This window comes from Micromonospora sp. WMMD558, from assembly GCF_049315255.1.
GTDB lineage: Bacteria > Actinomycetota > Actinomycetes > Mycobacteriales > Micromonosporaceae > Micromonospora.
This window is the reverse complement of the sequence record NZ_CP186061.1, coordinates 6,401,516-6,423,825: the sequence shown is the minus strand read 5'-3', so window position 1 is coordinate 6,423,825 and position 22,310 is coordinate 6,401,516. Positions and strand designations below refer to the sequence as shown.

At 72.2% G+C, this 22,310-nt stretch carries 21 protein-coding genes and 5 pseudogenes; 15 read left to right on the top strand and 11 right to left on the bottom strand.

Annotation, left to right across the window (positions count from 1 at the left end; genetic code table 11):
• Window positions 1-644, bottom strand: a pseudogene (locus ACN26Y_RS30430) (NAD-dependent malic enzyme); the annotation flags it as partial.
• Between the two features lie 175 nt (window positions 645-819).
• Here ACN26Y_RS30430 and hflX point away from each other — a divergent pair.
• Together hflX and ACN26Y_RS30420 are read left to right on the top strand one after the other, a co-directional pair.
• A complete protein-coding gene (hflX, locus tag ACN26Y_RS30425; protein ID WP_155334363.1) occupies window positions 820-2,262 on the top strand; it encodes a GTPase HflX in 1,443 nt (480 codons plus the stop codon).
• A 152-nt stretch (window positions 2,263-2,414) separates the two neighbouring features.
• The gene (locus tag ACN26Y_RS30420) at window positions 2,415-4,064 is read left to right on the top strand and encodes a hypothetical protein (RefSeq protein WP_155333472.1); all 1,650 of its coding nucleotides are present in this window, start codon (window positions 2,415-2,417) and stop codon (window positions 4,062-4,064) included.
• 101 nt (window positions 4,065-4,165) lie between these two features.
• On the opposite strand, the gene lexA is transcribed toward ACN26Y_RS30420, so the two are convergent.
• Window positions 4,166-4,951: a transcriptional repressor LexA gene (gene lexA, locus ACN26Y_RS30415; protein ID WP_155333471.1), complete on the bottom strand. Its 786-nt coding sequence runs from the start codon at window positions 4,949-4,951 to the stop codon at window positions 4,166-4,168.
• 560 nt (window positions 4,952-5,511) lie between these two features.
• Between lexA and nrdR the strand changes: the two genes are divergently transcribed.
• The 4 genes and pseudogenes from nrdR to ACN26Y_RS30395 all read left to right on the top strand — a co-directional run.
• On the top strand, window positions 5,512-6,012 hold the full coding sequence (gene nrdR, locus ACN26Y_RS30410; protein ID WP_155333470.1) for a transcriptional regulator NrdR: 501 nt from the start codon (window positions 5,512-5,514) through the stop codon (window positions 6,010-6,012).
• A 33-nt stretch (window positions 6,013-6,045) separates the two neighbouring features.
• Window positions 6,046-6,531: pseudogene (locus ACN26Y_RS30405) on the top strand (vitamin B12-dependent ribonucleotide reductase); the annotation flags it as partial.
• A 9-nt stretch (window positions 6,532-6,540) separates the two neighbouring features.
• Window positions 6,541-7,413, top strand: a pseudogene (locus ACN26Y_RS30400) (LAGLIDADG family homing endonuclease); the annotation flags it as partial.
• A 180-nt stretch (window positions 7,414-7,593) separates the two neighbouring features.
• Window positions 7,594-10,014 (top strand): annotated as a pseudogene (locus ACN26Y_RS30395) (vitamin B12-dependent ribonucleotide reductase); the annotation flags it as partial.
• 270 nt (window positions 10,015-10,284) lie between these two features.
• Here ACN26Y_RS30395 and ACN26Y_RS30390 read toward each other — a convergent pair.
• The 3 genes from ACN26Y_RS30390 to ACN26Y_RS30380 are packed head-to-tail and all read right to left on the bottom strand — an operon-like array spanning window position 10,285 to window position 11,555.
• Window positions 10,285-10,494, bottom strand: a complete 210-nt coding sequence (locus tag ACN26Y_RS30390) for a helix-turn-helix transcriptional regulator (RefSeq protein ID WP_155333468.1) — start codon at window positions 10,492-10,494, stop codon at window positions 10,285-10,287.
• Between the two features lie 3 nt (window positions 10,495-10,497).
• Complete coding sequence (locus tag ACN26Y_RS30385) at window positions 10,498-10,683, bottom strand: DUF397 domain-containing protein (RefSeq protein WP_155333467.1); 186 nt, start codon at window positions 10,681-10,683, stop codon at window positions 10,498-10,500.
• Between the two features lie 11 nt (window positions 10,684-10,694).
• On the bottom strand, window positions 10,695-11,555 hold the full coding sequence (locus ACN26Y_RS30380; RefSeq protein ID WP_155333466.1) for a helix-turn-helix domain-containing protein: 861 nt from the start codon (window positions 11,553-11,555) through the stop codon (window positions 10,695-10,697).
• Between the two features lie 123 nt (window positions 11,556-11,678).
• Between ACN26Y_RS30380 and ACN26Y_RS30375 the strand changes: the two genes are divergently transcribed.
• From ACN26Y_RS30375 to ACN26Y_RS30360, 4 genes are read left to right on the top strand one after another with little or no spacing between them, the layout of a single operon-like run.
• A complete protein-coding gene (locus ACN26Y_RS30375; protein ID WP_155333465.1) occupies window positions 11,679-11,867 on the top strand; it encodes a hypothetical protein in 189 nt (62 codons plus the stop codon).
• Window positions 11,864-12,043, top strand: coding sequence for a hypothetical protein (locus tag ACN26Y_RS30370; protein WP_155333464.1), 180 nt, complete (start codon window positions 11,864-11,866; stop codon window positions 12,041-12,043). The genes ACN26Y_RS30375 and ACN26Y_RS30370 overlap by 4 nt, the downstream gene beginning before the upstream one ends.
• Entirely contained in the window at window positions 12,040-12,258 is a 219-nt protein-coding gene (locus ACN26Y_RS30365; RefSeq protein WP_155333463.1) for a hypothetical protein, read from the top strand. Before ACN26Y_RS30370 ends, ACN26Y_RS30365 begins: the two co-directional genes overlap by 4 nt.
• Window positions 12,255-12,416 carry a hypothetical protein gene (locus ACN26Y_RS30360; RefSeq protein WP_196255746.1) on the top strand — a complete coding sequence of 54 codons (162 nt, stop codon included), beginning with the start codon at window positions 12,255-12,257 and terminating at the stop codon, window positions 12,414-12,416. The genes ACN26Y_RS30365 and ACN26Y_RS30360 overlap by 4 nt, the downstream gene beginning before the upstream one ends.
• Before the next feature lie 157 nt (window positions 12,417-12,573).
• Here the strand turns inward: ACN26Y_RS30360 and ACN26Y_RS30355 are convergent, their stop codons facing one another.
• Window positions 12,574-12,894, bottom strand: coding sequence for a TraR/DksA family transcriptional regulator (locus tag ACN26Y_RS30355; RefSeq protein ID WP_155333462.1), 321 nt, complete (start codon window positions 12,892-12,894; stop codon window positions 12,574-12,576).
• Window positions 12,895-13,245: 351 nt separating this feature from the next.
• Window positions 13,246-13,812 (bottom strand): dihydrofolate reductase family protein, encoded by a 567-nt coding sequence (locus ACN26Y_RS30350; protein ID WP_155333461.1) that lies wholly within the window; start codon window positions 13,810-13,812, stop codon window positions 13,246-13,248.
• Window positions 13,813-13,971: 159 nt separating this feature from the next.
• Here ACN26Y_RS30350 and ACN26Y_RS30345 point away from each other — a divergent pair, with 159 nt between their 5' ends.
• Together ACN26Y_RS30345 and ACN26Y_RS30340 are read left to right on the top strand one after the other, a co-directional pair.
• Entirely contained in the window at window positions 13,972-14,922 is a 951-nt protein-coding gene (locus ACN26Y_RS30345; RefSeq protein WP_422734990.1) for an asparaginase, read from the top strand.
• A 22-nt stretch (window positions 14,923-14,944) separates the two neighbouring features.
• Complete coding sequence (locus ACN26Y_RS30340; RefSeq protein ID WP_155333459.1) at window positions 14,945-15,187, top strand: DUF5522 domain-containing protein; 243 nt, start codon at window positions 14,945-14,947, stop codon at window positions 15,185-15,187.
• A 116-nt stretch (window positions 15,188-15,303) separates the two neighbouring features.
• Here ACN26Y_RS30340 and ACN26Y_RS30335 read toward each other — a convergent pair whose 3' ends face one another.
• Entirely contained in the window at window positions 15,304-15,993 is a 690-nt protein-coding gene (locus ACN26Y_RS30335) for a metal-dependent transcriptional regulator (protein ID WP_422734041.1), read from the bottom strand.
• 163 nt (window positions 15,994-16,156) lie between these two features.
• Between ACN26Y_RS30335 and ACN26Y_RS30330 the strand changes: the two genes are divergently transcribed.
• The 3 genes from ACN26Y_RS30330 (at window position 16,157) to ACN26Y_RS30320 (ending at window position 20,891) form a co-directional block, all read left to right on the top strand.
• On the top strand, window positions 16,157-17,029 hold the full coding sequence (locus tag ACN26Y_RS30330; RefSeq protein ID WP_422734040.1) for a sulfurtransferase: 873 nt from the start codon (window positions 16,157-16,159) through the stop codon (window positions 17,027-17,029).
• A gap of 101 nt (window positions 17,030-17,130) precedes the next feature.
• Window positions 17,131-18,312 carry an acetoin utilization protein AcuC gene (locus ACN26Y_RS30325; RefSeq protein ID WP_422734039.1) on the top strand — a complete coding sequence of 394 codons (1,182 nt, stop codon included), beginning with the start codon at window positions 17,131-17,133 and terminating at the stop codon, window positions 18,310-18,312.
• On the top strand, window positions 18,309-20,891 hold the full coding sequence (locus tag ACN26Y_RS30320) for a GNAT family N-acetyltransferase (protein WP_422734989.1): 2,583 nt from the start codon (window positions 18,309-18,311) through the stop codon (window positions 20,889-20,891). The genes ACN26Y_RS30325 and ACN26Y_RS30320 overlap by 4 nt, the downstream gene beginning before the upstream one ends.
• Before the next feature lie 57 nt (window positions 20,892-20,948).
• Here ACN26Y_RS30320 and ACN26Y_RS30315 read toward each other — a convergent pair whose 3' ends face one another.
• The 3 genes and pseudogenes from ACN26Y_RS30315 to ACN26Y_RS30305 all read right to left on the bottom strand — a co-directional run bounded on the left by ACN26Y_RS30315 (window position 20,949) and on the right by ACN26Y_RS30305 (window position 22,195).
• Window positions 20,949-21,356 carry a VOC family protein gene (locus ACN26Y_RS30315; RefSeq protein WP_230689119.1) on the bottom strand — a complete coding sequence of 136 codons (408 nt, stop codon included), beginning with the start codon at window positions 21,354-21,356 and terminating at the stop codon, window positions 20,949-20,951.
• 18 nt (window positions 21,357-21,374) lie between these two features.
• Window positions 21,375-21,851 (bottom strand): annotated as a pseudogene (locus ACN26Y_RS30310) (SRPBCC family protein); the annotation flags it as partial.
• A complete protein-coding gene (locus ACN26Y_RS30305; protein ID WP_155333453.1) occupies window positions 21,848-22,195 on the bottom strand; it encodes an ArsR/SmtB family transcription factor in 348 nt (115 codons plus the stop codon). The pseudogene ACN26Y_RS30310 and the gene ACN26Y_RS30305, both read right to left, overlap by 4 nt.
• Window positions 22,196-22,310: the final 115 nt, after the last annotated feature.

The window sequence follows — 22,310 nt, the reverse complement described above, 5'->3', positions numbered from 1 at the left end:
ATGTCCTCCAGGTTGATGCCGCCGTACGCGGGCGCGATCGCCTTCACGATCGACACGATCTCGTCGGTGTCCTGCGTGTCGAGCACCACCGGCCAGGCGTCCACCCCGCCGAAGCGCTTGAACAGCGCCGCCTTGCCCTCCATCACGGGCAGCGACGCGGCCGGCCCCAGGTTGCCCAGGCCGAGCACGGCGGAGCCGTCGCTGACCACGGCGACCGTGTTGCGCTTGATCGTGAGCCGCCGGGCGTCCGCCGGGTTCTCCGCGATCGCCTGGCAGACCCGGGCCACGCCGGGGGTGTACGCGCGGGACAGCTCGTCGCGGGTGCGCAGCGCGACCTTCGAGCTGACCTCGATCTTGCCGCCGAGGTGCAGCAGGAACGTCCGGTCGGAGACCTTGCGGACGTCGACGTCGTCCATCGCGGTGAGCGCGTCGACCACCTGGTCGGCGTGGCTGGCGTCGGCGGTGTCGCAGGTCAGGTCGACGATCACGTGGGTGGGGTCGGAGTCGACCACGTCGAGCGCGGTGACGATCGCCCCGGCCTCCCCGACGGACGTGGTCAGTCGTCCGATGGACGAGGCGTCCGCCGGGACCGCGATCCGGATCGTGATCGAGAATCCGGCACTCGGCAGTCGGGTGATGGCCACGCAGATCCCTCCGTCGACGCTGTACGGCTGCCCGCATTTCTACTCTCCGGGGCAGGTCGGCCGGCACGCGGCCCCGCTACCGGCGGGTACGGCCTCGGGCATATAGCGGGTGCGTCCGGCGTTGGCACATGTCAGGATTGCTTCCTACGTGACCAAACGGACAGGAGTAGTGAGTTTGCGAGACCAGGAGACCTTCGAGCCGTTCGAGGATGACGAGCTCGACGCCACCACCGGCGAGTTCGAGCTGTCGGAGCGGCAGGCGCTGCGGCGGGTCCCCGGCCTCTCCACCGAGCTCACCGACGTCACCGAGGTCGAGTACCGCCAGCTGCGGCTGGAGCGGGTCGTCCTGGTGGGGGTCTGGACGGAGGGCACGCAGGACGACGCGGAGAACTCGCTGACCGAGCTGGCGGCGCTGGCCGAGACGGCCGGCTCGCAGGTGCTCGAGGGGCTGATCCAGCGGCGCAACCGCCCCGACCCGGCCACCTACGTCGGCCGGGGCAAGGTCGACGACCTGGGCGCGGTCGTGCTGTCGACCGGCGCCGACACGGTGATCTGCGACGGTGAGCTCTCCCCGTCCCAGCTGCGCAACCTGGAGCAGCGCACCAAGGTCAAGGTGGTCGACCGGACGGCGCTGATCCTGGACATCTTCGCCCAGCACGCGAAGAGCAAGGAAGGTAAGGCGCAGGTCGAGCTGGCCCAGTTGGAGTACCTGCTCCCGCGGCTGCGCGGTTGGGGTGAGACGCTGTCCCGCCAGAGCGGTGGTAGCGCTCGTGCCGGCGGTGCCGGCGGCGTGGGTCTGCGCGGTCCCGGTGAGACGAAGCTGGAGACCGATCGGCGCCGGATTCGTACCCGGATCTCCCGGTTGCGCCGGGAGATCAAGGGCATGAAGACGGTACGCCAGACCAAGCGCGCCCGTCGGGCCCGCAACGCCGTGCCGGCCGTGGCCATCGCCGGCTACACCAACGCCGGCAAGTCCAGCCTGCTCAACCGGCTGACCGGGGCCGGCGTGCTGGTGGAGAACGCGCTCTTCGCCACGCTGGACCCGACCACCCGCAAGGCCACCACGTCCGACGGGCGCGTCTACACCCTGTCCGACACGGTCGGTTTCGTCCGGCACCTGCCGCACCAGATCGTCGAGGCGTTCCGCTCGACGCTGGAGGAGGTCGCCGAGTCCGACCTGGTCGTGCACGTGGTGGACGGCACCCACCCGGACCCGGAGGAGCAGGTCCGCGCGGTCCGCGAGGTGCTCGCCGAGGTGGGCGCCGACCGGCTGCCCGAGCTGCTCGTGGTCAACAAGGCGGACGCGGCCGACGAGGAGACCCTGCTGCGGCTCAAGCGGCTGTGGCCGGAGGCGATCTTCGTTTCCGCGCACACCGGTCGCGGTGTCGAGGATCTGCGTACCGCGGTCGAGGGCCGGCTGCCCCGCCCGGCCGTCGAGGTCCGCGCGGTTCTGCCGTACGACCGGGGGGACCTGGTGGCCCGTGTACACCGGCAGGGCGAGGTGCTGAGCACCGCGCACCTGCCCGAGGGCACCCTGCTGCACGTCCGGGTCGGCGAGGCGCTCGCCGCCGAGCTGGCTCCCTTCGAGGCGGCGGAGCCCGTCGGCCCGCGCTCCTAGGGTCCGGCCTGCCGATCTTGTCGAGCCGAGGCGAGGTCCGGACGCCGCCGGGCGTCGGCCGGACCTGCCGCCGGCCGACGGATGATCGGCTGGACGGGCCCTGGCCCGTCCAGCCGCACGGAGTCGTGTCGTCGGCGTGCGACACTGTGAGGATGCGCCGCGTTCTCACCTCGGTCACGGGTGCCCTCAGCCTGTTGGGGGCGACCGTGGCAGTCACCGGTGCCGTCCTGGCCGCCGCCCCGGCACCGGCCGAGGCGGCGGGCCAGAAGCGCTGCACCGTGACCGACCAACGGCTCGTCGAGCTCTCCGGTCTGGTCGCCGTCAAGACCGGCTACGTCGTGATCAACGATGGCACCGAGGTGGACAGCCGCAAGCGGATCTTCTTCCTGGACACCAAGTGCAAGATCGCCAAGGATCCGGTCCGCTACTCGGGCGGCGGCCCGGCGGACCCGGAGGACCTGGCGCTCTCGCCGGACGGCCGGACGCTCTGGGTCGCCGACACCGGCGACAACGTGACCAGCCGGCAGCGCCGCGAGCGCGTGGCGGTGTGGACCCTGCCCGTCGGCGGCGGCAAGCCGGCGACGCTGCACCGCCTGGCGTACCCGGACGGCAAGCCGCGTGACGCCGAGGCGCTGGTCATCGGCGACGACGGCAACCCGCTGATCATCACCAAGGTCACCTCCGGTAAGGCCGAGATATTCACCCCGGACGGGGAGCTGCGCAGCGGCGACACCGCGCCGGTGCCGATGAAGAAGGTCGGCGACGTCGAGCTGCCCAAGACGGAGACTGACAACCGGCTCGGGGTGCTCGGCCGGACGGCGATCACCGGCGCGGCCCGCTCCCCGGACGGCTCCCGGGTGGTGCTGCGCACGTACGCGGACGCCTTCGAGTACGACGTCGCCGGCGGTGACGTGGTCAAGGCGCTCACCACCACCGAGCCCCGGGTGACACCGCTCGCCGACCCGTTCGGCGAGGCCATCTCGTACAGCCCCGACGGCAAGTCCTTCCTCACCGTCTCCGAGGGCGGGCAGCTGGAGGAGGGCGAGACCGTCGACATCCTCGCGTACAAGCCGTCGACCCAGGGCGCCAAGCCGGTCGCGGCCGCGGCCGAGCCGAAGAAGGCGGCCGAGGCGTCGTGGTTCGACAGCCTGTCGTTGCAGGACATCATGTACCTGGTCGGCGCGGTGGGCCTGATCGGTGTGGCGATGGTCGGCGCCGGAGTGTTCGGCATCCTGCGCGCCCGTCGCAACCCCGTCGCGGGCCCGGACGACGACGAGCGCACCGACGACGGCGGCCCGGCCGAGGGTTTCCCGGCCGCGGACGACCGGTCGCGGGGCGGGGTCTACGGCGGCGCCGCCGGCGGGAGTGTGTACGGCGCGGCCGGCGGGGCGGGGCGCGGCCGGGAGGCGGGTCGACCGGGTGTCGCCCCGGCCGGCAGCGGCGTGTACGGCGGGGGTCGCCCCCCAGGTGGCGCCGACGGTGCCGTCTACGGCGGTCGCCCGTCCGGCGGAGGCGTCTACGGCGGCGGTGGCAACCCACCCGGGGCCGGCGGTGGTCGCCCGCCCGCCAGCCCGCCCCCCAGCGGTGGCCGTCCGGCCGGCGGTGGCCGAGGTGGGGTCTACGGCGGCGGCCCGGGTGGTGCCGTCTACGGCGGCGGTCCGGCGGAACCTCCCCGGCGCGGTGGCGGCGGGCCCGACCCGCGCGCCGGACGGCGTCGCGAGGACGGCCCCGACGAGAGCTGGGGCGGCCCGTATGGGCAGGTGCCCGGCGGCGGGCACGGCTACCACGGCGACCGCTACTAGGCCACAGCTACCACCGCGACGGCGTCCTCCGCCGCCGGTCCGGCGTCCCCCGCCGGTCGCCCGACGGCCCGGACCGTCGGGCTCCCCGTGAGGGACCGACGTCAGATGCGGCGCAGGACGGCGACGACCCGGCCCATGATCGTGGCGTCGTCGCCCGGGATCGGGTCGAAGGCCGGGTTCTGCGGCATCAGCCAGACGTGCCCGTCGCGGCGCCGGTAGGTCTTCACGGTCGCCTCGCCGTCGAGCATGGCCGCGACGATGTCACCGGAGTCGGCGGTGGGCTGCTGCCGGACCACCACCCAGTCGCCGTCGCAGATGGCGGCGTCGAGCATCGAGTCGCCCTTGACCTGGAGCATGAAGACCTCGCCCTCACCCACCAGCTCGCGGGGGAGCGGGAAGATGTCCTCGACGGCCTGCTCGGCGAGGATCGGGCCACCGGCGGCGATCCGGCCGAGCATCGGCACGTACGCCGGCGTCGGGCGCTGCGAGCGGGCCAGCTCGTCGTCGATCACGTCGCTGGGGGCCCGGACGTCGACCGCGCGCGGCCGGTTGGGGTCGCGGCGCAGGAAGCCCTTCTTCTCCAGCTCCTTGAGCTGGTAGGCGACGCTGGACGGCGACACCAGGCCGACCGCCTCGCCGATCTCCCGCACGCTCGGCGGGTAGCCGTGCCGCTCGACCCAGGTGCGGATGAACTCCAGGATCCGCCGCTGGCGGGCGGTCAGGTCGACCGTCGCGGGGTCGGGGAAGGCGCTCACCACCGGGGTGACCGGGCGTACGGCGGGCGCGCCGGTGCGGCTCCGCGCGGCGCCCCGGCGACGCGTGGCCGCCGCACCCGCGTCGGTGATCTGCTGCGGGCTCTTCGGCCGGCTGGCCCGGTCCTCGGTCACGTCCGTCCTCCCTGGTCGGCGCTGTGGTGCCTCGTCGGCTCGTGGTGCGTGCGGTGGTGCGGTGACGATGGCGGAGAACCGCCGTGCGTCCGTCGTTCATGACCGTATAGGTGAGATCAGTCATTTTCAAACATCTGTACGACGTTGCTCGGCGTGTCGGGGTGAAAATCCGCGCGGGTCGTACTCGTGTTCTGATAAATGGTACGTCGCGTCGAACGGCTGTTCTAATTCGGCGGATCGTCGGCGTCGGTCCACCGGGCGGCCGATAACCGGAGCGCCCCCCGTGCGGTTGGGTTTCCGGGCGACGGGGAAGAGGGGAGCGGTCCCGGACGTGGGTGACGCGCCGGACACGCCGGCAACTTGACCTCAGATCGTCGGCGGCATACGGTCGACCCCTAGATGTAGTAGTCACAAGGGCGTAAGTCGCCTACAGGTTGGGTTCGACTACCGAACGCACTTCCCAGCGCCAGCACGGCGAAGACCGGAGGACGGCTCCGCCGTGGCGACGCGTGTCCGGAGGTCGAGCGGTGCGGCCCGTGGTCGACGAAGGAGGTCGGGCGATGCGGTGTCCGTACTGCCGGCACCCCGACTCCCGGGTGGTCGACTCGCGGGAGGCCGACGACGGCCAGTTGATCCGCCGGCGGCGATCCTGCCCGGAGTGCGGCAAACGGTTCACCACGGTCGAGGAGGCCGTCCTCGCGGTGGTCAAGCGCAGCGGGGTGACCGAGCCGTTCAGTCGTACGAAGATCATCGGCGGGGTGCGCAAGGCGTGCCAGGGCCGCCCGGTCGACGACGACTCGCTCGCGCTGCTGGCGCAGCGGGTCGAGGAGACCGTCCGGGCCAAGGGGGCCGCCGAGATCCCCAGCCACGAGGTGGGGCTGGCCATCCTGGGCCCGCTGCGGGACCTGGACGAGATCGCCTACCTCCGGTTCGCCAGCGTCTACCGGTCCTTCGACTCGCTCGCCGACTTCGAACGCGAGATCGAGACGTTGCGGGCCGCGGCCCGCGCCCGGGAGAGCGGCGGGGCCGACGCGGTCGAGGCCGCCGGCCGCACCAGCTGATTCTTCACAGTTTTCGAGAGATTGGGACGCGCGGTGGGTGACCGCGCAGACGAGGGGGGCGACGGCGTGACAACGAGCCGTTCACGAAGCAAGGCGGGCACCGGACTGAAGGTCGAGCGGGTCTGGACGACGGAGGGGGTCCACCCGTACGACGAGGTCACCTGGGAGCGCCGGGACGTCGTGATGACGAACTGGCGGGACGGCTCGATCAACTTCGAGCAGCGCGGCGTGGAGTTCCCGGAGGCGTGGAGCGTCAACGCGGCCAACATCGTGACCACCAAGTACTTCCGGGGCGCGGTGGGCACTCCGGAGCGGGAGTGGTCGCTCAAGCAGCTGATCGACCGGGTCGTCACCACCTACCGCACCGCCGGTGAGGAGTACGGCTACTTCGCCAGCCCCGCCGACGCCGAGGTCTTCGCCCACGAGCTGACCTGGATGCTGCTGCACCAGGTGTTCAGCTTCAACTCGCCGGTGTGGTTCAACGTGGGCACGCCCTCGCCGCAGCAGGTCAGCGCGTGCCTACCGTACGACTCGCTGGTCAGCACCCCGAGCGGTCTGGTACCGATCGGCAAGTTGGTCGAGGACAACGCCGTCGGGACCAAGGTGTACGACGGGAACGGGTTGACCCGGATCGTGGCTGTGAAGGCCAACGGAGTACGTGAGGTCCTCCGGCTGCACACCAAGGCGGGCTACCTGCTCGACGTCACGCCGGACCACGTGGTCTGGAAGAGCACGGGCGACGGCACGGGTCAGTGGGTCGAGGCCGGCACCCTGAAGCCCGGTGACAAGCTCGAGTGGCACCGCACGTACGCCTACGGCGAAAGCGAGCTCGACCTGCGGGAGATCCGTGAGGCCGCGCTCGCCGGATGGCTTCAGTCCGACGGGTTCGTCGGCCAGTACGACCAGGGCAGCAACCGGTCGTTGACGATCGAGGCGATGACCGTCAACGACGACGAGTTGGAGTGGGTGACGGGCACCCTCGACGAGGTCTTCCCCGGCGCGCACCGCAAGGAGCGCACGGTGACGACGCAGAGCGAGGAGCTGGACTGCCGGCGTACCCGCCTCTACGGCGAGCATCTGCGTCCGTTCGTGGAGAAGTGGGACCTGCTGACCCGCGGCGTCGAGATGGAGGTGCCGGAGCGCCTCTTCACCGCACCGCTGCCGGTCGTTGCGGCGTACCTGCGCAGCATCTTCCAGGCCGAGGGTTACGTCTCGGCGCGTGAGCAGTCCACGCTCGTCGCGGTGGACATGATCTCGGAGAAGCTGATCCGCGGCGTGCAGAGCCTCCTGCTGCGGTTCGGGATCTTCTCCCGCGTCGCCTACAAGGCGGACCCGCGCCCGGACCGTAAGGGTTGCTGGTCGGTCCGGATCCAGAACGACGGCGACCGGGACCTCTTCGCCACCCACATCGGGTTCGTCGGCGCCGAGAAGATGGCCAAGCTCGACCAGAGCTTCGCAAAGCCGGGCCGTCCCGCCAACGACGTGAAGCGGCTGGAGATCGACCGCGTCGAGTCCCTTGGGACGATGGAGGTCTACGACATCCAGACGGAGAGCGGCGAATTCCTGGCCGGTAACCTCCGGGTCCACAACTGCTTCATCCTCGCCGTCGACGACTCGATGGACTCCATCCTGGACTGGTACAAGGAGGAGGGGCTGATCTTCAAGGGCGGCTCCGGCTCCGGCGTCAACCTGTCCCGGATCCGCTCGTCGAGGGAGCTGCTCTCCTCCGGCGGCACCGCCTCCGGCCCGGTCAGCTTCATGCGCGGCGCCGACGCCTCCGCCGGCACCATCAAGTCCGGTGGTGCCACCCGGCGCGCGGCCAAGATGGTCATCCTCGACGTGGACCACCCGGACATCGAGGAGTTCGTGGTCACCAAGGCGCGCGAGGAGGACAAGATCCGCGCGCTGCGCGACGCCGGCTTCGACATGGACCTGGGCGGCGCCGACATCGTCAGCGTGCAGTACCAGAACGCCAACAACTCGGTCCGGGTGTCCGACGAGTTCATGGCGGCGGTCGAGAACGGCGGCACCTTCGACCTGCGCGGCCGCCTCGACGGCGCGGTGATCGACACCATCGACGCCCGGAACCTGTTCCGCACGATCTCCCAGGCCGCGTGGGAGTGCGCCGACCCGGGCCTCCAGTACGACGACACCATCAACGACTGGCACACCTGCCCGGAGACCGGGCGGATCACCGCGTCGAACCCGTGCTCGGAGTACCTGCACCTGGACAACTCCTCGTGCAACCTGGCCTCGCTCAACCTGATGAAGTTCCTCCGCGCCGACGGCGGCTTCGAGGTGGAGAAGTTCGTCAAGTCGGTCGAGCTGGTCATCACCGCGATGGACATCTCGATCTGCTTCGCCGACTTCCCGACCGAGAAGATCGGCGAGACCACCCGCGCGTACCGGCAGCTCGGCATCGGGTACGCGAACCTCGGCGCGCTGCTCATGGCCTCCGGTCTGCCGTACGACTCGGACCAGGGCCGCTCGGTCGCCGCGGCGATCACCTCGCTGATGACCGGCACCGCGTACCGCCGCTCCGCCGAGCTGGCCGGTGTCGTCGGCGCGTACGACGGCTACGCCCGCAACGCGGAGCCGCACAAGCGGGTCATGCGCAAGCACGCCGCCGCCAACGACGAGATCAAGCCGGCCGGCACCGTGGCCACCGCCATCCAGCGCGAGGCCACCCGGCAGTGGACCCTCGGCAACAAGGTCGGCGACAAGAACGGCTGGCGGAACTCGCAGGCCAGCGTGCTGGCGCCCACCGGCACCATCGGCCTGATGATGGACTGCGACACCACCGGCGTCGAGCCGGACCTGGCGCTGGTCAAGTTCAAGAAGCTGGTCGGCGGCGGCTCGATGCAGATCGTCAACCAGACCGTCCCGCGCGCCCTGCGCAGCCTCGGCTACCCCGAGGAGCAGGTCGAGGCGATCGTCGAGCACATCGCCGACCACGGCCACGTGGTGGACGCCCCCGGCCTCAAGCCGGAGCACTACCCGGTCTTCGACTGCGCGATGGGCGAGCGGTCCATCGCCCCGATGGGCCACGTGCGGATGATGGCGGCCGTCCAGCCGTTCATCTCCGGCGCCATCTCCAAGACGGTCAACATGCCGGAGCAGGCCACCGTCGAGGACGTCGAGAAGATCTACTTCGAGGGCTGGAAGCTCGGCCTCAAGGCCCTGGCCATCTACCGGGACAACTGCAAGGTCGGCCAGCCGCTGTCGGCGGCGAAGAAGAAGGCGGCCGCGCCGGAGACCCCCGCGACCGTGCAGCCGGTCGTCGAGAAGGTCGTCGAGTACCGGCCGGTGCGCAAGCGGCTGCCGAAGAAGCGCCCGTCCGAGACGATCTCCTTCTCGGTCGGCGGCGCCGAGGGCTACCTCACCGCGTCGTCGTACCCGGACGACGGCCTCGGCGAGGTCTTCCTCAAGATGTCGAAGCAGGGCTCGACCCTGGCCGGCGTGATGGACGCCTTCTCGGTGGCCATCTCCATCGGTCTCCAGTACGGCGTCCCGCTGGAGACGTACGTCAGCAAGTTCACCAACATGCGCTTCGAGCCGGCCGGCATGACCGACGACCCGGACGTGCGCATGGCGGCCTCGGTGATGGACTACATCTTCCGTCGCCTGGCGCTGGACTTCCTGCCGTACGAGCGCCGCGCGGAGCTGGGCATCTTCACCGCGAAGGAGCGGGCCGCCCAGCTCGCGGCCGAGGCGGAGGCGGAGGCGAGCGGTGCGGACCTCACCGCGATGGCCGCCTCCGCCCCGGTCGAGATCAGGCCGGAGGAGCCGAAGACCGGCCCGGTCGCCCAGCCGGCGCAGGAGGTCGCGGACTTCGCCGCCGCCAAGCCGGCGCCGTCGGTGGGTTCCAGCACCGAACTGCTGGAGGCCGTGATCGGCAAGGCCGCCGACGCGCCGCTCTGCTTCACCTGCGGTACGAAGATGCGCCCGGCCGGTAGCTGCTACGTCTGCGAGGGCTGCGGCAGCACCAGCGGCTGCAGCTGACAAAGCAACGAGCCCCGGGCGTTGACGCGCCCGGGGCTCGTGAGCCGGGAGAAGTTCCGACCAATCTGTTGCAGGAACGGATCGCCGCTTTTCCCAAGTCGCACCCGAAGACGACGGTCAAGGAGACCAAGAGCAAGTGACCTAGGAGGCCGCCAGCGCCTTGCGTCCGGCTGCCCCTCGAAGTCATGCGAGTGGATCTCGGTGTAGTAGTTGAGGCTCTGTCCCGGCAGGTACGGGCAGGGCCTCAACTCATTTCGTTGACGGTGGTTGTCAGCGGTCGTCGTCGCCGTCGGTAGGGCGTGGCGGACGGTTGTGTCGCGCCCACTCGTCGACCTCGTCCGCGTCCCAGATCGTCGTCCCGATCAGGCGGGCGACGGGCTCGGGGAAGCCGGGACGGCGGGTGATCTGCAGCACCCGTTGCCTCGACACGCCGAACAGGGCGGCCAGTTCCCCAGGCCCGTACAAGCGCGGTCGCGTCATGCTCTATCGGTTCAAGCGGGCCATGAACGCGGACCACGACCGACGGTCGAAGCAAAGCGCCGGGCCAGAAGGGTCCTTGCTGTCGCGGACCAGGATGCTGCGATCCGTTGCTGCGACCTCGACGCAGGCGCCGCCGTTGTTGTCGCTGTAGCTCGACTTGCGCCAGACCGTGCGATCGGGGGTGTCCATGGTCAGCTCTCTCAGATCTGCTGCCGCTCTATGTCGTCCACCATCCGGAGGATGAGCTTGCGCGACTCTACCGGCCCGAGAGCGGCGGCCCGGAGTCGGTCCCATAGCCGAGTGTAGGCGCGCACCGCGTCGGGTCGGTCAAGGTAATCGGCGTCGGTGAAGGTCTCCACGTAGATCACGTCGGACGCGGCGTCGTCGCCGAACCTCAGGATGATGAAGTTGAATGACGCCGTCTCGTAGGTCTGAACGTCGAACGGGAAGACCTGGAGCGAGACGTTTGGCTGCTCGCCGACGTCGGCCAGGTGCAGCAGCTGGCTTTGCATGGTTGCCCCGTCGCCGATGCTTCGGCGGAGTGCCGACTCGCTGAGGATGAAGCTCAGATCGGGCCCGTCCTGCTCCCGAAGGATCGCCTGCCGCTCCAGGCGAACAGCGACCTGCCGGTCGGCGTCCTCGGCCGTTGGGCGTGGATGGGCGGTCGCGTTCATGGCGCGGATGTATGGCTCGATCTGGAGGATGCCGGGGACCACCTCCGGCTGGTACCAACGGATCTCGGAAGCGTCTCCCTCAAGGTCCAGGTACTGCCGGAACCAGTCCGGGACCGCGTTGCGGTACGTGCTCCAGCGCCCGCGTTGTCTGCCGGCTCGCGCGAGTTCGCGGAGTGTCTCCGCTTCCTCGCCGACTACGCCGTAAAGGTCGAGCAACACGTTGAGGTCGGTCAGCTTGATCCCTGACTGGCCCAGTTCGAGCCGACTGACCTTGCTGGCGGCGGCATCGATGACGGCGGCAGCGTCGTCCTGAGTCTTGCCAGCCTCTTCGCGTGCGCGCTTCAGCGCCAGTCCGAGGCGTCGCCGCTGGATCGTCGGGTTGACCATCGGCCGATTATGGCCCGCTCCGCACTGTGATCCCACGACACGCCGGAGCAAGGTTCCCAAAATAGGAGTCCAAAAACTAGTCTGTGTGGACTTCCAAAACAGGAGTCCAAGTGGCGGTGACGAATGAGGCGTTCGGTCTCGTACGACGGCTATCTGCTGGCGGTCGCGCTGACCCTGGCCCGACGGCACCGTCCGGTCTGGTCCTGGTCCCTGTGGCGGCGGGTCTGCCGGTGCGGTGCTGAGTTGCCCTGCCACGCCCGGCACCGCATCCCGATCCGTCGTGGCCACTGGCCAGGGGAGGAGCAGACGTGACCGAGCATCAGGTCAGCCAGATTCTGACGGTCCATCTGCCGGGTGCCGATGGGCTGTGTGACGGGTGCCGGCGGTGGTGGGCGCGGCTGTCGCCGTACCCCTGCTATCAGGCGGAATGGGCGTGCCGCTGGCATGCCCGCGCCACCACCTGGCGCTTCCTGGGAGGCCGCTGGTGACCACCCACGGGCCTGTCCTTCCGGTGTGGACCTGCGGCGGCTGCAACGGGCCGTGGCCCTGCGCGACCCGGCGCAAGGAACTGCGAGCGGAGTTCGACGGCGCGCCGGTCTCGCTGGCTCTGTACATGGGGTCCTACCTGGTGTCCGCAGCCGAGGACCTGACCTGGGTGCCAGCGGGACTGCTGCATCGGCGGTTCCTCGGCTGGATCCGGTGAGCCTGATCCGGCCCGGTGACGAGCGGTTCCACTACAGCGACGGCTCGCACAAGTGGATACCGCCGGACCCGGACTATGACCAGGAGGTCTGGGACGAGATGGTCCGGCAGCACAAGCAGCAGCACCTCGACGAGATTTCCCGACGACGGAAGCCGTAGCCGCGCCACCGCGGGGCGGCCGGCTGGGCGCCGCATGATCGGATACGCCCCAGCGGCACAACACCCGGCGTGTCGTGCCGCTGAGCCGTATCCGATCACCACGGACGCCGGGGCAGCTGCCGTTCCGGCGTCGGCACGGCAGCCGTTGGCGGTCGCGTCAGCCGGCGTGCTTCTGCTGACAGGGCACGCAGAAGCGGGCGTGCGGCAGCACCTCCAGGCGCTCGCGTGGAATCGGCGCGGCGCACCGCTCGCAGGTGCCGTACCGGCCCTCGGCGATGCGGCGCAGCGCGTCGCTGATCTGGTTGAGGCTCTGCCGGGTGGCGGCGATCAGCGCGTCCTGCGTGTGGGCCTCGCCCGGGTCGCCGGTGTCCGCGGTGAGTTGGGTCAACCTGGCGCTCTGCACCTCGAAGTCGTGGGTCAGTGCCGTACGCAGTTCGTCGAGCCAGTTCCGCTCGTCGGGTTGGACCTGGGTGGTCATGACTCCTCCAAAAAAGAAAGGGCCGAAGCGGATGTCGCTTCGCCCTGGGTGGCCGGTGCTGGGGTGCTACCGGTCCACGGCGGGCCACGCCCGGTGGGGCTCGGCAGCAGCGAGGCGGCCGAGCCGGTGGGGGACGGCGCAGCGGTACGCACCGCCCCGATCGCGGTGCGCGCCGCCTGTCGGCCGTTGGGGGTCGAGGCCGGCGTCGGCCGGCAGGCAGCGGTGGACACCGCCGTCACCACGACGGCGGCGCCTGGCTGCCGGCCCGACGGACGCATCCGGACACCATAGGCCGGGGCGACGGGGAAGCCAATGGCCTTTCGCCGATCAGCTTGGCGACGCGCTCGTGGGTCAGTCGGCGAGGCGTTCGTGGCAGAGGAGGACGACCCCGTTGCCGAAGGTGCGCGTACCCGCCAGCCGCAGCTGACGCCGTACGCCGTCGTCGGGAAAGAGCGGCCGGCCGGCGCCGACGATCACCGGGTGGACGTAGAGCCGGTACTCGTCGATCAGGTTGTGCCGGGCGAAGGTGGCGGCGATGTCCGCCCCGCCGAGGGCCATGTCGCCGCCGGGCTGCTCCTTGAGCCGGCGTACCTCGGCGGGGTCGACCTGCCGCACGATCTCCGTGCCCCAGTCGGCCTTCTCCAGCGTCCGCGAGTAGACGATCTTCGGCATGTCCCGCCAGATGCCGGCGAACTCCCGCACCGGTTCCGGGCTCGCCGGGTCGCGGTCGGCGGTCGGCCAGAAGGCGGCCATCAGGTCGTAGTTGCGCCGGCCGTTGAGGAAGGCGCTCATCTCGCGTAACTCGGCGTTGAAGTGCCGGTGCAACTCGTCGTCGACCAGGTGCCAACTCAGGTCACCGTCCGGCCCCTCGAAGAACCCGTCCAGCGACACGCTCATCTGCACGACGATCTTCCGCATGGCCCCCAGCATGCTCGACCCCACCGACATTCGCCGGCCGCCGCGCCCGGGGGCGCGGGCGATGTCCCGGGCGGTACGGTCTGCGGGCCGTCATCGGCGACGGCTGACGGGAGGTCCGGCGTGTCCATCGCCCTGTTCACCCTCGGCGGCACCATCGCGATGGCCGGTGTGGGTCGGGACGGGCCGGGGGTGGTCACCCGGCTGACCGGTGCGGACCTCACCGCGGCCGTACCCGGGCTGGCCGACCTCAGCCCGCCCATGGACGTCCGGGACGCCCTCGCGGTACCCAGCGCGCACCTCACGTACCGGCACCTGCTGGAGGTGGTCGACGCGGCGTCGCGGGCGGTGGCCGCGGGCGCGACCGGCGTGGTCGTCACCCAGGGCACGGACACGCTGGAGGAGTCGGCGTTCCTGGCCGACCTGGTGTGGCCGCACGCCGCCCCACTGGTCTTCACGGGTGCGATGCGCAACCCCACCCTGGCGGGGGCGGACGGGCCGGCGAACCTGCTCGCCGCCGCGCGGGTGGCGGCCGCGCCCGCCGCCCGCGACCTCGGCGTGTTGGTCACCCTCAACGACGAGGTCCACGCCGCGCGCTGGGTCCGCAAGACGCACAGCACCAGCACCGCCACCTTCGCCTCCCCGAACGTCGGTCCCGTCGGGCACGTGATCGAGGGGGAGGTGCGGGTGCTGGCCCGGACCGAGCGGCGGGAGCCGCTGCCGCCGGTCGATCCCGCCCGGCTGAACGACACCCGGGTCGCGCTGTACACCGTGACCCTCGACGACGACGGCGGGCTGCTCGACAGCCTCGCCGACACCCACCACGGGCTGGTGGTCGCCGGCTTCGGCGTCGGACACGTGCCGGGTGTGCTGGCTCCGGTGCTCGGTGCGCTGGCCGAACGGATCCCGGTGGTGCTCACCTCGCGCTCCGGCGCCGGGTCGGTGCTGCGGCACACGTACGGCGCGGTCGGCTCGGAGACCGACCTGCGACGGCGCGGGCTGTTGAACGGCGGGTTGCTCGACCCGTACAAGGCGAAGGTGCTGCTCCGGCTGCTGCTCGCAGCCGGTGCCGACACCGCGGCGATCGTCGCCGCCCTCGCCCGCCACCGCTGAGCGGCCTCTCTACACTGCCCCGGTGACCGGAGAGCGACGACCACTGGCGAACCGGCCGCTGACCGAGCCGCACCCGTCCCGGCTCGCATCCGACCACCCCGACAAGGAGCGCATCCTCGCCGCCCACGCGGCGGCCCTGCGCGACGGGGAGGCGGGCTACCTCGACCCGGCCACCGGCCTCTTCGTCCTGACGGCCGGCTTCCTGGCGCGCCGCGGCACCTGCTGTGGCCGCGGCTGCCGCCACTGCCCGTACGTCGACGACTGACCGTACGCCCACGCTCGCCGATCCTGCGCTTCCGCCCGTTATGCCCGCTTACTCCGGGTATGTGCGGACAGGAACCGCAAGATCGCGGAGGTGAGGGGCGCGAGAATGGGGCGGAGTCAGCTTGCGGCTACGAAGACGCGGCTGGCGACCTCGCGCGGCAGGCGGACCCGGTCGCCGGAGCGGTCGATCGACACGCCGTCCCGCTCCTGGGCCACGGTCACCGTCGCGCCCGGGTCGACGCCGGCGGCGTGCAGCTGCCGCAGCACGTCCGCGTTGGTCTGCACGCTCTCGCAGATCCGCCGGACCACGACCGGGCCGGACAGGCCGGGGAACGCCAGGTTGCGCTCACCCTCCGCCGGCGCGGACTCGGCCGGCTCCGGCGAGCCCAGCTCCTCCAGGCCGGGGATCGGGTTGCCGTACGGGGAACGGGTCGGGCGGTTGAGCAGGTCGTACACCCGCTTCTCCACCGCGTCGCTCATCACGTGCTCCCACCGGCAGGCCTCCTCGTGGGCCTCCTCGTAGGGCATCCCGATCACGTTGACCAGCAGCAGCTCGGCCAGCCGGTGCTTGCGCATCACGGAGACCGCCGCGCTGCGGCCCGCCGGGGTGAGCGCCAGGTGCCGGTCGCCCTCGACGGTGAGCAGACCGTCGCGCTCCATCCGGGCGACGGTCTGGCTGACGGTGGGGCCGCTCTGCCGCAGCCGCTCGGCGATGCGGGCGCGCAGCGGCGGCACCCCCTCCTCCTCGAGTTCGAGGATGGTGCGCAGGTACATCTCGGTCGTGTCGACCAGATCAGTTTTTGTCACCGGTTACCGCCCCTCTCGCTCTCGGAGGTAACTCGGCACTCGGTCGTGTCGACCAAATCATGCTTCACGTCAGGCCCTCCGGTGATCGATGCTACCTTGCGTAACCCCCGAACGGCCGCCGCCGAACCGCCTGCGGGTGCCGGGATGGTGTTGACTGGACGCCATGTCCGGTACCGAGGATCTGCTGGTCGAGGCCGACCGGCTCGCCGCCGAGCTCGACAGCGCCGACCCGCCCACCCTGCTCGACGTCCGCTGGCGTCTGACCGGCCCGCCCGGTCGCGACGACTACACAACCGGCCACCTGCCCGGCGCGGTCTTCGTCGACCTGGACACCGACCTGTGCGGCCCGCCGGGGGCCGCCGGGCGCCACCCGCTGCCCGACCCCGCCGCGCTCCAGGCCGCACTGCGGGCCGCCGGCGTCCGCGCCGGGCACCCCGTCGTCGTGTACGACGGCGGCGACGGCATGTCCGCCGCCCGTGCCTGGTGGACGCTGCGCTGGGCGGGGCACACCGACGTACGCCTGCTGCACGGCGGCTGGCCCGCCTGGGTGGCCGCGGGTCTGCCCACCTCCACCGAGGCGCCCACCCCGCCGACCGGCGACGTCGAGGTGCGCCCCGGCGCCCTGCCGGTGCTCGACGCGGCCGAGGCCGCCCGGCTCGCCGCGGCCGACGACGGTGTCCTGGTGGACGTGCGGGCGACGGCGCGCTACCGGGGCGAGACCGAGCCGATCGACCCGGTCGCCGGGCACGTGCCGGGCGCGGTGAACCTGCCCGCGCCGGACTACGTCGCCGAGGGACGGTTCCCGGCGGCCGACGTGCTGCGGCAGCGGTTCGCCGCCGCCGGGGTGGTCGACGGCCGGCCGGTCGGCGCGTACTGCGGGTCGGGCGTCACCGCCGCGCAGGCCGTGCTCGCCCTGCACCTGGCCGGCCGGCCGGACGCGGCGCTGTACGTCGGGTCGTGGAGCAACTGGGTCGCCGACCCGGCGCGGCCGGTGGCGACGGGGGAGCAGCCGGCGGGGTCCGCCCCGTCGGCGTGAGCCGCGGGGTGACGCCGGAGCCGTACGTGGCCCGGACCGACACCAGCCAGGCGACCAGCGCGTGCGCCGGCCACCGCCGGTCCTCGTGCGACGATGAGCGCATGTCGGACGACACAGTGGTGGTGTGGGACGAGTCGATGCTCGCCTACGACATGGGTGACCATCCCCTCGACCCGGTCCGGGTGGAGCTGACCGTCGCGCTGGCCCGGGAGTTGGGCGTGCTGGAGCGGCCGGGCGTGCGCCTGGTCAAGCCGGAGCCGGCCGACGACGACGTGCTCACCCGGGTGCACGATCCCCGCTACGTGGAGGCCGTCCGCGGCGCCCCGCGTGACCCGCTCTTCGCCGGGTTCGGGCTGGGCACCTCGGACAACCCGGTCTTCGACGGCATGCACGAGGCCAGCGCGCTGATCGCGGGCGCGTCGGTGACCGCAGCCGAGGCGGTGTGGCGCGGCGAGGCACGCCGGGCGGTCAACGTGGCCGGCGGGCTGCACCACGCGATGCCCGCGCGGGCGGCCGGCTTCTGCGTCTACAACGACCCGGCGGTGGCGATCGCCCGCCTGCTCGACCTGGGCGCGCGCCGGGTCGCGTACGTCGATGTGGACGTCCACCACGGCGACGGGGTGCAGAAGACCTTCTGGGACGACCCGCGCGTGCTCACCGTGAGCCTGCACGAGACCCCGCTGGCGCTCTTCCCGGGCACCGGGTTCCCCGACGAGACCGGCGGCCCGGAGGCGCAGGGCACCGCCGTCAACATGCCACTGCCGCCGGGCGTCGACGACGCGGGCTGGCAGCGGGCCTTCCACGCGATCGTGCCGTCGGTGCTGCGCGCGTTCCAGCCGGAGATCCTGGTCACCCAGTGTGGCGCCGACGCGCACCGGCTCGACCCGCTCGCCGACCTGCACCTGTCCGTCGACGGGCAGCGCGCCACGTACATCGCCCTGCGGGCGCTGGCCGACGAGCTCTGCGACGGCCGGTGGGTCGCCACCGGCGGCGGCGGGTACGCGCTGGTCGAGGCCGTGCCCCGGGCGTGGACACACCTGCTCGCGGTGGCCACCGGTGACCCGCTCGACCCGGCCACGCTGACGCCGCCCGCGTGGCGGGAGCTTGCCGCCGCCCGCTGTCCAGGTCGCGAGGTCCCACTGCGGATGACCGACGACGCCGACCCGTCGTACGAGCCGTGGCAGCCCTCCGGCGAGCCGAACTCGGTGGACCGCGCCATCGCCGCCACCCGTCGGACCGTGTTCCCGCTGCTGGGGCTCGACCCGCACGACCCGCGCGACTGACGCCCGGTGGAGGGCCGCCTGCCGTGACCACAGTGGACCACCCGGTGGACGTGCTGCTCAGCGACGGCACGACCGTCCAGTTGCGGCCGATCCAGCCGTCGGACGCACCGGGCATCGTCGCCATGCACTCGCGTTTCTCCGAGCGCACCCGCTACCTGCGCTACTTCTCGCCGTACCCCCGGATCCCGGAGCGCGACCTCCGGCGCTTCGTCAACGTCGACCACCGGGACCGGGAGGCGTTCGTCGTCCTCGCCGGCGACCAGATCGTGGCGGTGGGCCGGTACGAGCGGCTCGGGCCGGAGTCCCCGGAGGCCGAGGTGGCGTTCGTGGTGGAGGACGCCTACCAGGGGCGGGGCATCGGCTCGGTGCTGCTGGAGCACCTGGCCGACGCGGCACGCCGGACCGGCATCATGAGCTTCGTCGCCGAGGTGCTGCCCGCCAACGGCGCGATGCTGCGGGTCTTCGCCGACTTCGGGTACCAGGTGCAGCGCCAGTTCGCGGACGGCGTGGTCCACCTGACCTTCCCGATCGCCCCGACCGAGGCCACCCTCGAGGTGCAGCGGGGCCGGGAGCACCGCACCGAGGCGCGGTCCGTGGCCCGGCTGCTCGCCCCGCGCGGCGTCGCCGTCTACGGCGCCAGTGCCACCGGGCAGGGCGTCGGTGCGGCGGTCCTCGGGCACCTGCGGGACTACGGTTTCACCGGCACGGTCGTGCCCGTGCATCCGACCGCGGCGACGGTGGCCGGGCTGCCCGCGTACCCCTCGGCGGCCGACTCCGGGCTGCCGGTCGACCTGGCCGTGGTGGCGGTGCCGCCGGAGGCGGCGGAGGCGGTGGTCGCCGACGCGGCCGCCGCCGGGGCGCACGGCCTGGTCGTCATCAGCGCGGGGTTCGCCGAGGCCGGCCGCGAGGGTGCCGCGGCGCAACGCCGGCTGGTCCGCGCGGCCCACGCCGCGGGCATGCGCGTCGTCGGCCCGAACTGTCTGGGGGTGGCGAACACCGCCCCCGGCGTACGCCTGAACGCCACGCTCGCCCCGCGGCTGCCGGTGCCCGGCCGGGTCGGGCTGTTCAGCCAGTCCGGCGCGTTCGGTGTGGCGCTGCTGGCCGAGGCGGACCGGCGGGGGCTGGGCCTGTCGAGCTTCGTCTCGGCCGGCAACCGGGCCGACGTCTCCGGCAACGACCTGCTCCAGTACTGGCAGGACGACCCGGGCACCGACGTGATCATGTTGTACCTGGAGACCTTCGGCAACCCGCGCAAGTTCGCCCGGCTGGCCCGGCGGATCGGCCGGGACAAGCCGATCGTCGCGCTGGCGTCACCGGCCCGCCCGGCCGGCGTCGGCGAACGCGCCGGGCCGGACGAGGTGGCGGTCGGCGCGTTGTTCACCCAGTCCGGCGTGATCCGGGTGGACACCGTCAGCGAGCTGCTCGACGTGGGGGTGCTGCTGGCCAACCAGCCGCTGCCCGCCGGCGACCGGGTGGGTGTGGTGGGCAACTCCTCGGCGCTGACCGGGCTCGCCGCCACCGCCTGCGCGGCGCAGGGGCTCACCCTCGCCGACGGGTACCCCCGCGACGTGGGCCCGCGCGCCGGGGCGGCCGAGTTCGCCGCCGCCCTCGCCGCCGCGGCGGCCGACGACGCGGTGGACGCCCTGGTGGCGGTGTTCGCGCCCCCGCTGCCCGGCCAACTGCCGGACACCGAGGCGAACTTCATCGCCGCCCTGCCCGCGGCACTCGCCGCCGGCAAGCCGACCGTGGCGACGTTCCTGGTGGGGCGCGCGCCGGCCGGGGTGCCCGCGTACCCGAGTGTGGAGGAGGCGGTCCGCGCCCTGGGTCGGGTCACCGCGTACGCCGACTGGCTGCGCCGTCCACCGGGGACGCTGCCCGAGCTGCCCGACGTCGACCGGGACCGGGCGCAGGCGGCGCTGCGGCCCGAGTCCCTCGATCCGGGCGGGCTGCTCGCCGCGTACGGCATCGACGTGGTCGAGTCGGTGCCGGCTGCGGCCGAGGACGAGGCCGCCGAGGCCGCGGTCGAGCTGGGGTTCCCGGTGGCGTTGAAGGCCTCCGCCCCCGGGCTGCGGCACCGGCTGGACCTCGGCGCGGTCCGCCTCGACCTGGCCGACGAGGCGGCCGTGCGGCGCGCGTACGCGGAGATGTCGGCGCTGTTCGGCGCGGACGTCCTGGTCCAGCCGATGGTCCCGCCCGGCGTGGCCTGCGTGGTCGAGCTGGTGGAGGATCCGGCGTTCGGGCCGGTCGTCGGCTTCGGCCTGGGGGGCGTCGCCACCGAGCTGCTCGGCGACCGGGCGTGGCGGGCGGCGCCGCTGACCGACCTCGACGCGGCCGAGCTGGTCGACGAGCCGCGCGCGGCCCCGCTGCTGCACGGCCACCGGGGCGCGGCGCCGGTGGACCGGGCCGCGCTGGCGGATCTGCTGCTGCGGGTCGGGCAGCTCGCCGACGAGCAGCCCCGGGTCCGCGCGCTGACGCTGAACCCGGTGCTGGCCCGCCCGGACGGCCTGTCGGTGCTGCACGCGACCGTCCGGATCGGCTCGGCGGCCGCCCGCCCCGACACCGGCCCCCGCCGCCTGTGAAAGGAAGGGCCCCCTATTAACGCCTGGTGTTGTACAAGGGTCCCTTCCTAACCCGCCTCAGGTGCGGCTGCTGATCTGCTGGACGCCCCAGGAGTTGCCGTCCGGGTCGCTGAAGAAGACGAAGCCGACGTTGTCCAGCGGGTCCGGCACCGGGCGCGGGTTCCTGCCCAGCACCTGGATCTCGCTGACGTCGACGCCGCGCTCCACCAGTTGCGCGCGGGCCTTGTGCAGGTCCGGCACCACCAGCTGGAGCCCCTTGAGCGAACCGGGCGGCATGTCCGGCACCGCGCCCTTGCCGATCACGATGGAGCAGCCGGAGCCGGGCGGGGTCAGCTGCACGATGCGGACGTCCTCGTCGACCACGGTGTCGTGGTCGACGTTGAAGCCGAGCTGGTCGGCGTAGAACGCCTTGGCCCGGTCGATGTCGGAGACCGGGACGACCACCACTTCCAGGGTCCAGTTCATGCTCTCTCCTGATGTCGTCGTTGCGAGCAGCTCGGCGAGCCGCGTGAAACTCTCGGTGACGCCGCGGGCCATCGGGTACCGCAGCACCCGATCGCGACCCTCCGGGGTCGCGTAGCGGAGGGTGGTGGTGACGGTCGTACGGCCGGCCAGCTCGGTGAACTCGTGCCGCACCAGCGTCTCGCCGGGGTAGGACTGGTCGTCGAAGAGCTCGGTGCCGACCAGCAGGCGCGGCGGGTCGACGGCGCGGTACACCCCACCCTGGCCCATCCGCTCGCCGTCCGGCCCCTGCGACACGAACCGCCAGCGGCCACCGACCCGCAGGTCCACCTCGCATTCGACCAGCCGCCAGCCCTGAGCGCCGTACCACTGGCGGAGCAGTTCGGGGCGGGTGAACGCGGCGAAGACCAGGTGCGCCGGTGCCTCGAACAGCCGGCTGAGCACGATCTCCCGGTCGCCGGGAGCGGACACCACCAGCGGATCGTCGGCCGTACTCATCGGGAACCACCCGCGTCCCCGGCGGCGCGCAACTCGTCGAGCAGGGCGTCGAGGCGCTGGTAGCTCTCGGCCCAGTAGTCCCGGTAGTCGGCGAGCCAGGCGGTGGCGTCCCGCAGCGGCCGGGCCTCCAGCCGGCACGGCCGCCGCTGCCCGTCCCGCCCGCGGCTGACCAGCCCGGCCCGTTCGAGGACGCGGAGGTGCTTCGAGACCGCCGGCTGGCTCATCGCGAAGGGCGCGGCGAGTTCGGTGACGGTGGCCTCGCCGGCGGCCAGCCGGGCGAGGATGGCACGTCTCGTCGGGTCCGCCAACGCGGCGAACGTCGCGTCCAGGTCCGTCCCCGGCATTCATAACCTCCTGGTTCTATAACCAGGTGGTTTATATCTGGCCCGAGCGGACGGGTCAAGCACCGGGTACGACGAACGGCCCCGGCGAACCGCCGGGGCCGTCGTCGGGACGCGC

Coding starts and splice junctions, on each gene's coding strand:
- ACN26Y_RS30420 (WP_155333472.1), top strand. CDS start 2,415: ATGCGCCGCGTTCTCACCTCGGTCACGGGTGCCCTCAGCCTGTTGGGG.
- nrdR (WP_155333470.1), top strand. CDS start 5,512: ATGCGGTGTCCGTACTGCCGGCACCCCGACTCCCGGGTGGTCGACTCG.
- ACN26Y_RS30390 (WP_155333468.1), bottom strand. CDS start 10,494: ATGACGCGACCGCGCTTGTACGGGCCTGGGGAACTGGCCGCCCTGTTC.
- ACN26Y_RS30385 (WP_155333467.1), bottom strand. CDS start 10,683: ATGGACACCCCCGATCGCACGGTCTGGCGCAAGTCGAGCTACAGCGAC.
- ACN26Y_RS30380 (WP_155333466.1), bottom strand. CDS start 11,555: ATGGTCAACCCGACGATCCAGCGGCGACGCCTCGGACTGGCGCTGAAG.
- ACN26Y_RS30375 (WP_155333465.1), top strand. CDS start 11,679: ATGAGGCGTTCGGTCTCGTACGACGGCTATCTGCTGGCGGTCGCGCTG.
- ACN26Y_RS30355 (WP_155333462.1), bottom strand. CDS start 12,894: ATGACCACCCAGGTCCAACCCGACGAGCGGAACTGGCTCGACGAACTG.
- ACN26Y_RS30350 (WP_155333461.1), bottom strand. CDS start 13,812: ATGCGGAAGATCGTCGTGCAGATGAGCGTGTCGCTGGACGGGTTCTTC.
- ACN26Y_RS30345 (WP_422734990.1), top strand. CDS start 13,972: ATGGCCGGTGTGGGTCGGGACGGGCCGGGGGTGGTCACCCGGCTGACC.
- ACN26Y_RS30330 (WP_422734040.1), top strand. CDS start 16,157: ATGTCCGGTACCGAGGATCTGCTGGTCGAGGCCGACCGGCTCGCCGCC.
- ACN26Y_RS30325 (WP_422734039.1), top strand. CDS start 17,131: ATGTCGGACGACACAGTGGTGGTGTGGGACGAGTCGATGCTCGCCTAC.
- ACN26Y_RS30315 (WP_230689119.1), bottom strand. CDS start 21,356: ATGAACTGGACCCTGGAAGTGGTGGTCGTCCCGGTCTCCGACATCGAC.
- ACN26Y_RS30305 (WP_155333453.1), bottom strand. CDS start 22,195: ATGCCGGGGACGGACCTGGACGCGACGTTCGCCGCGTTGGCGGACCCG.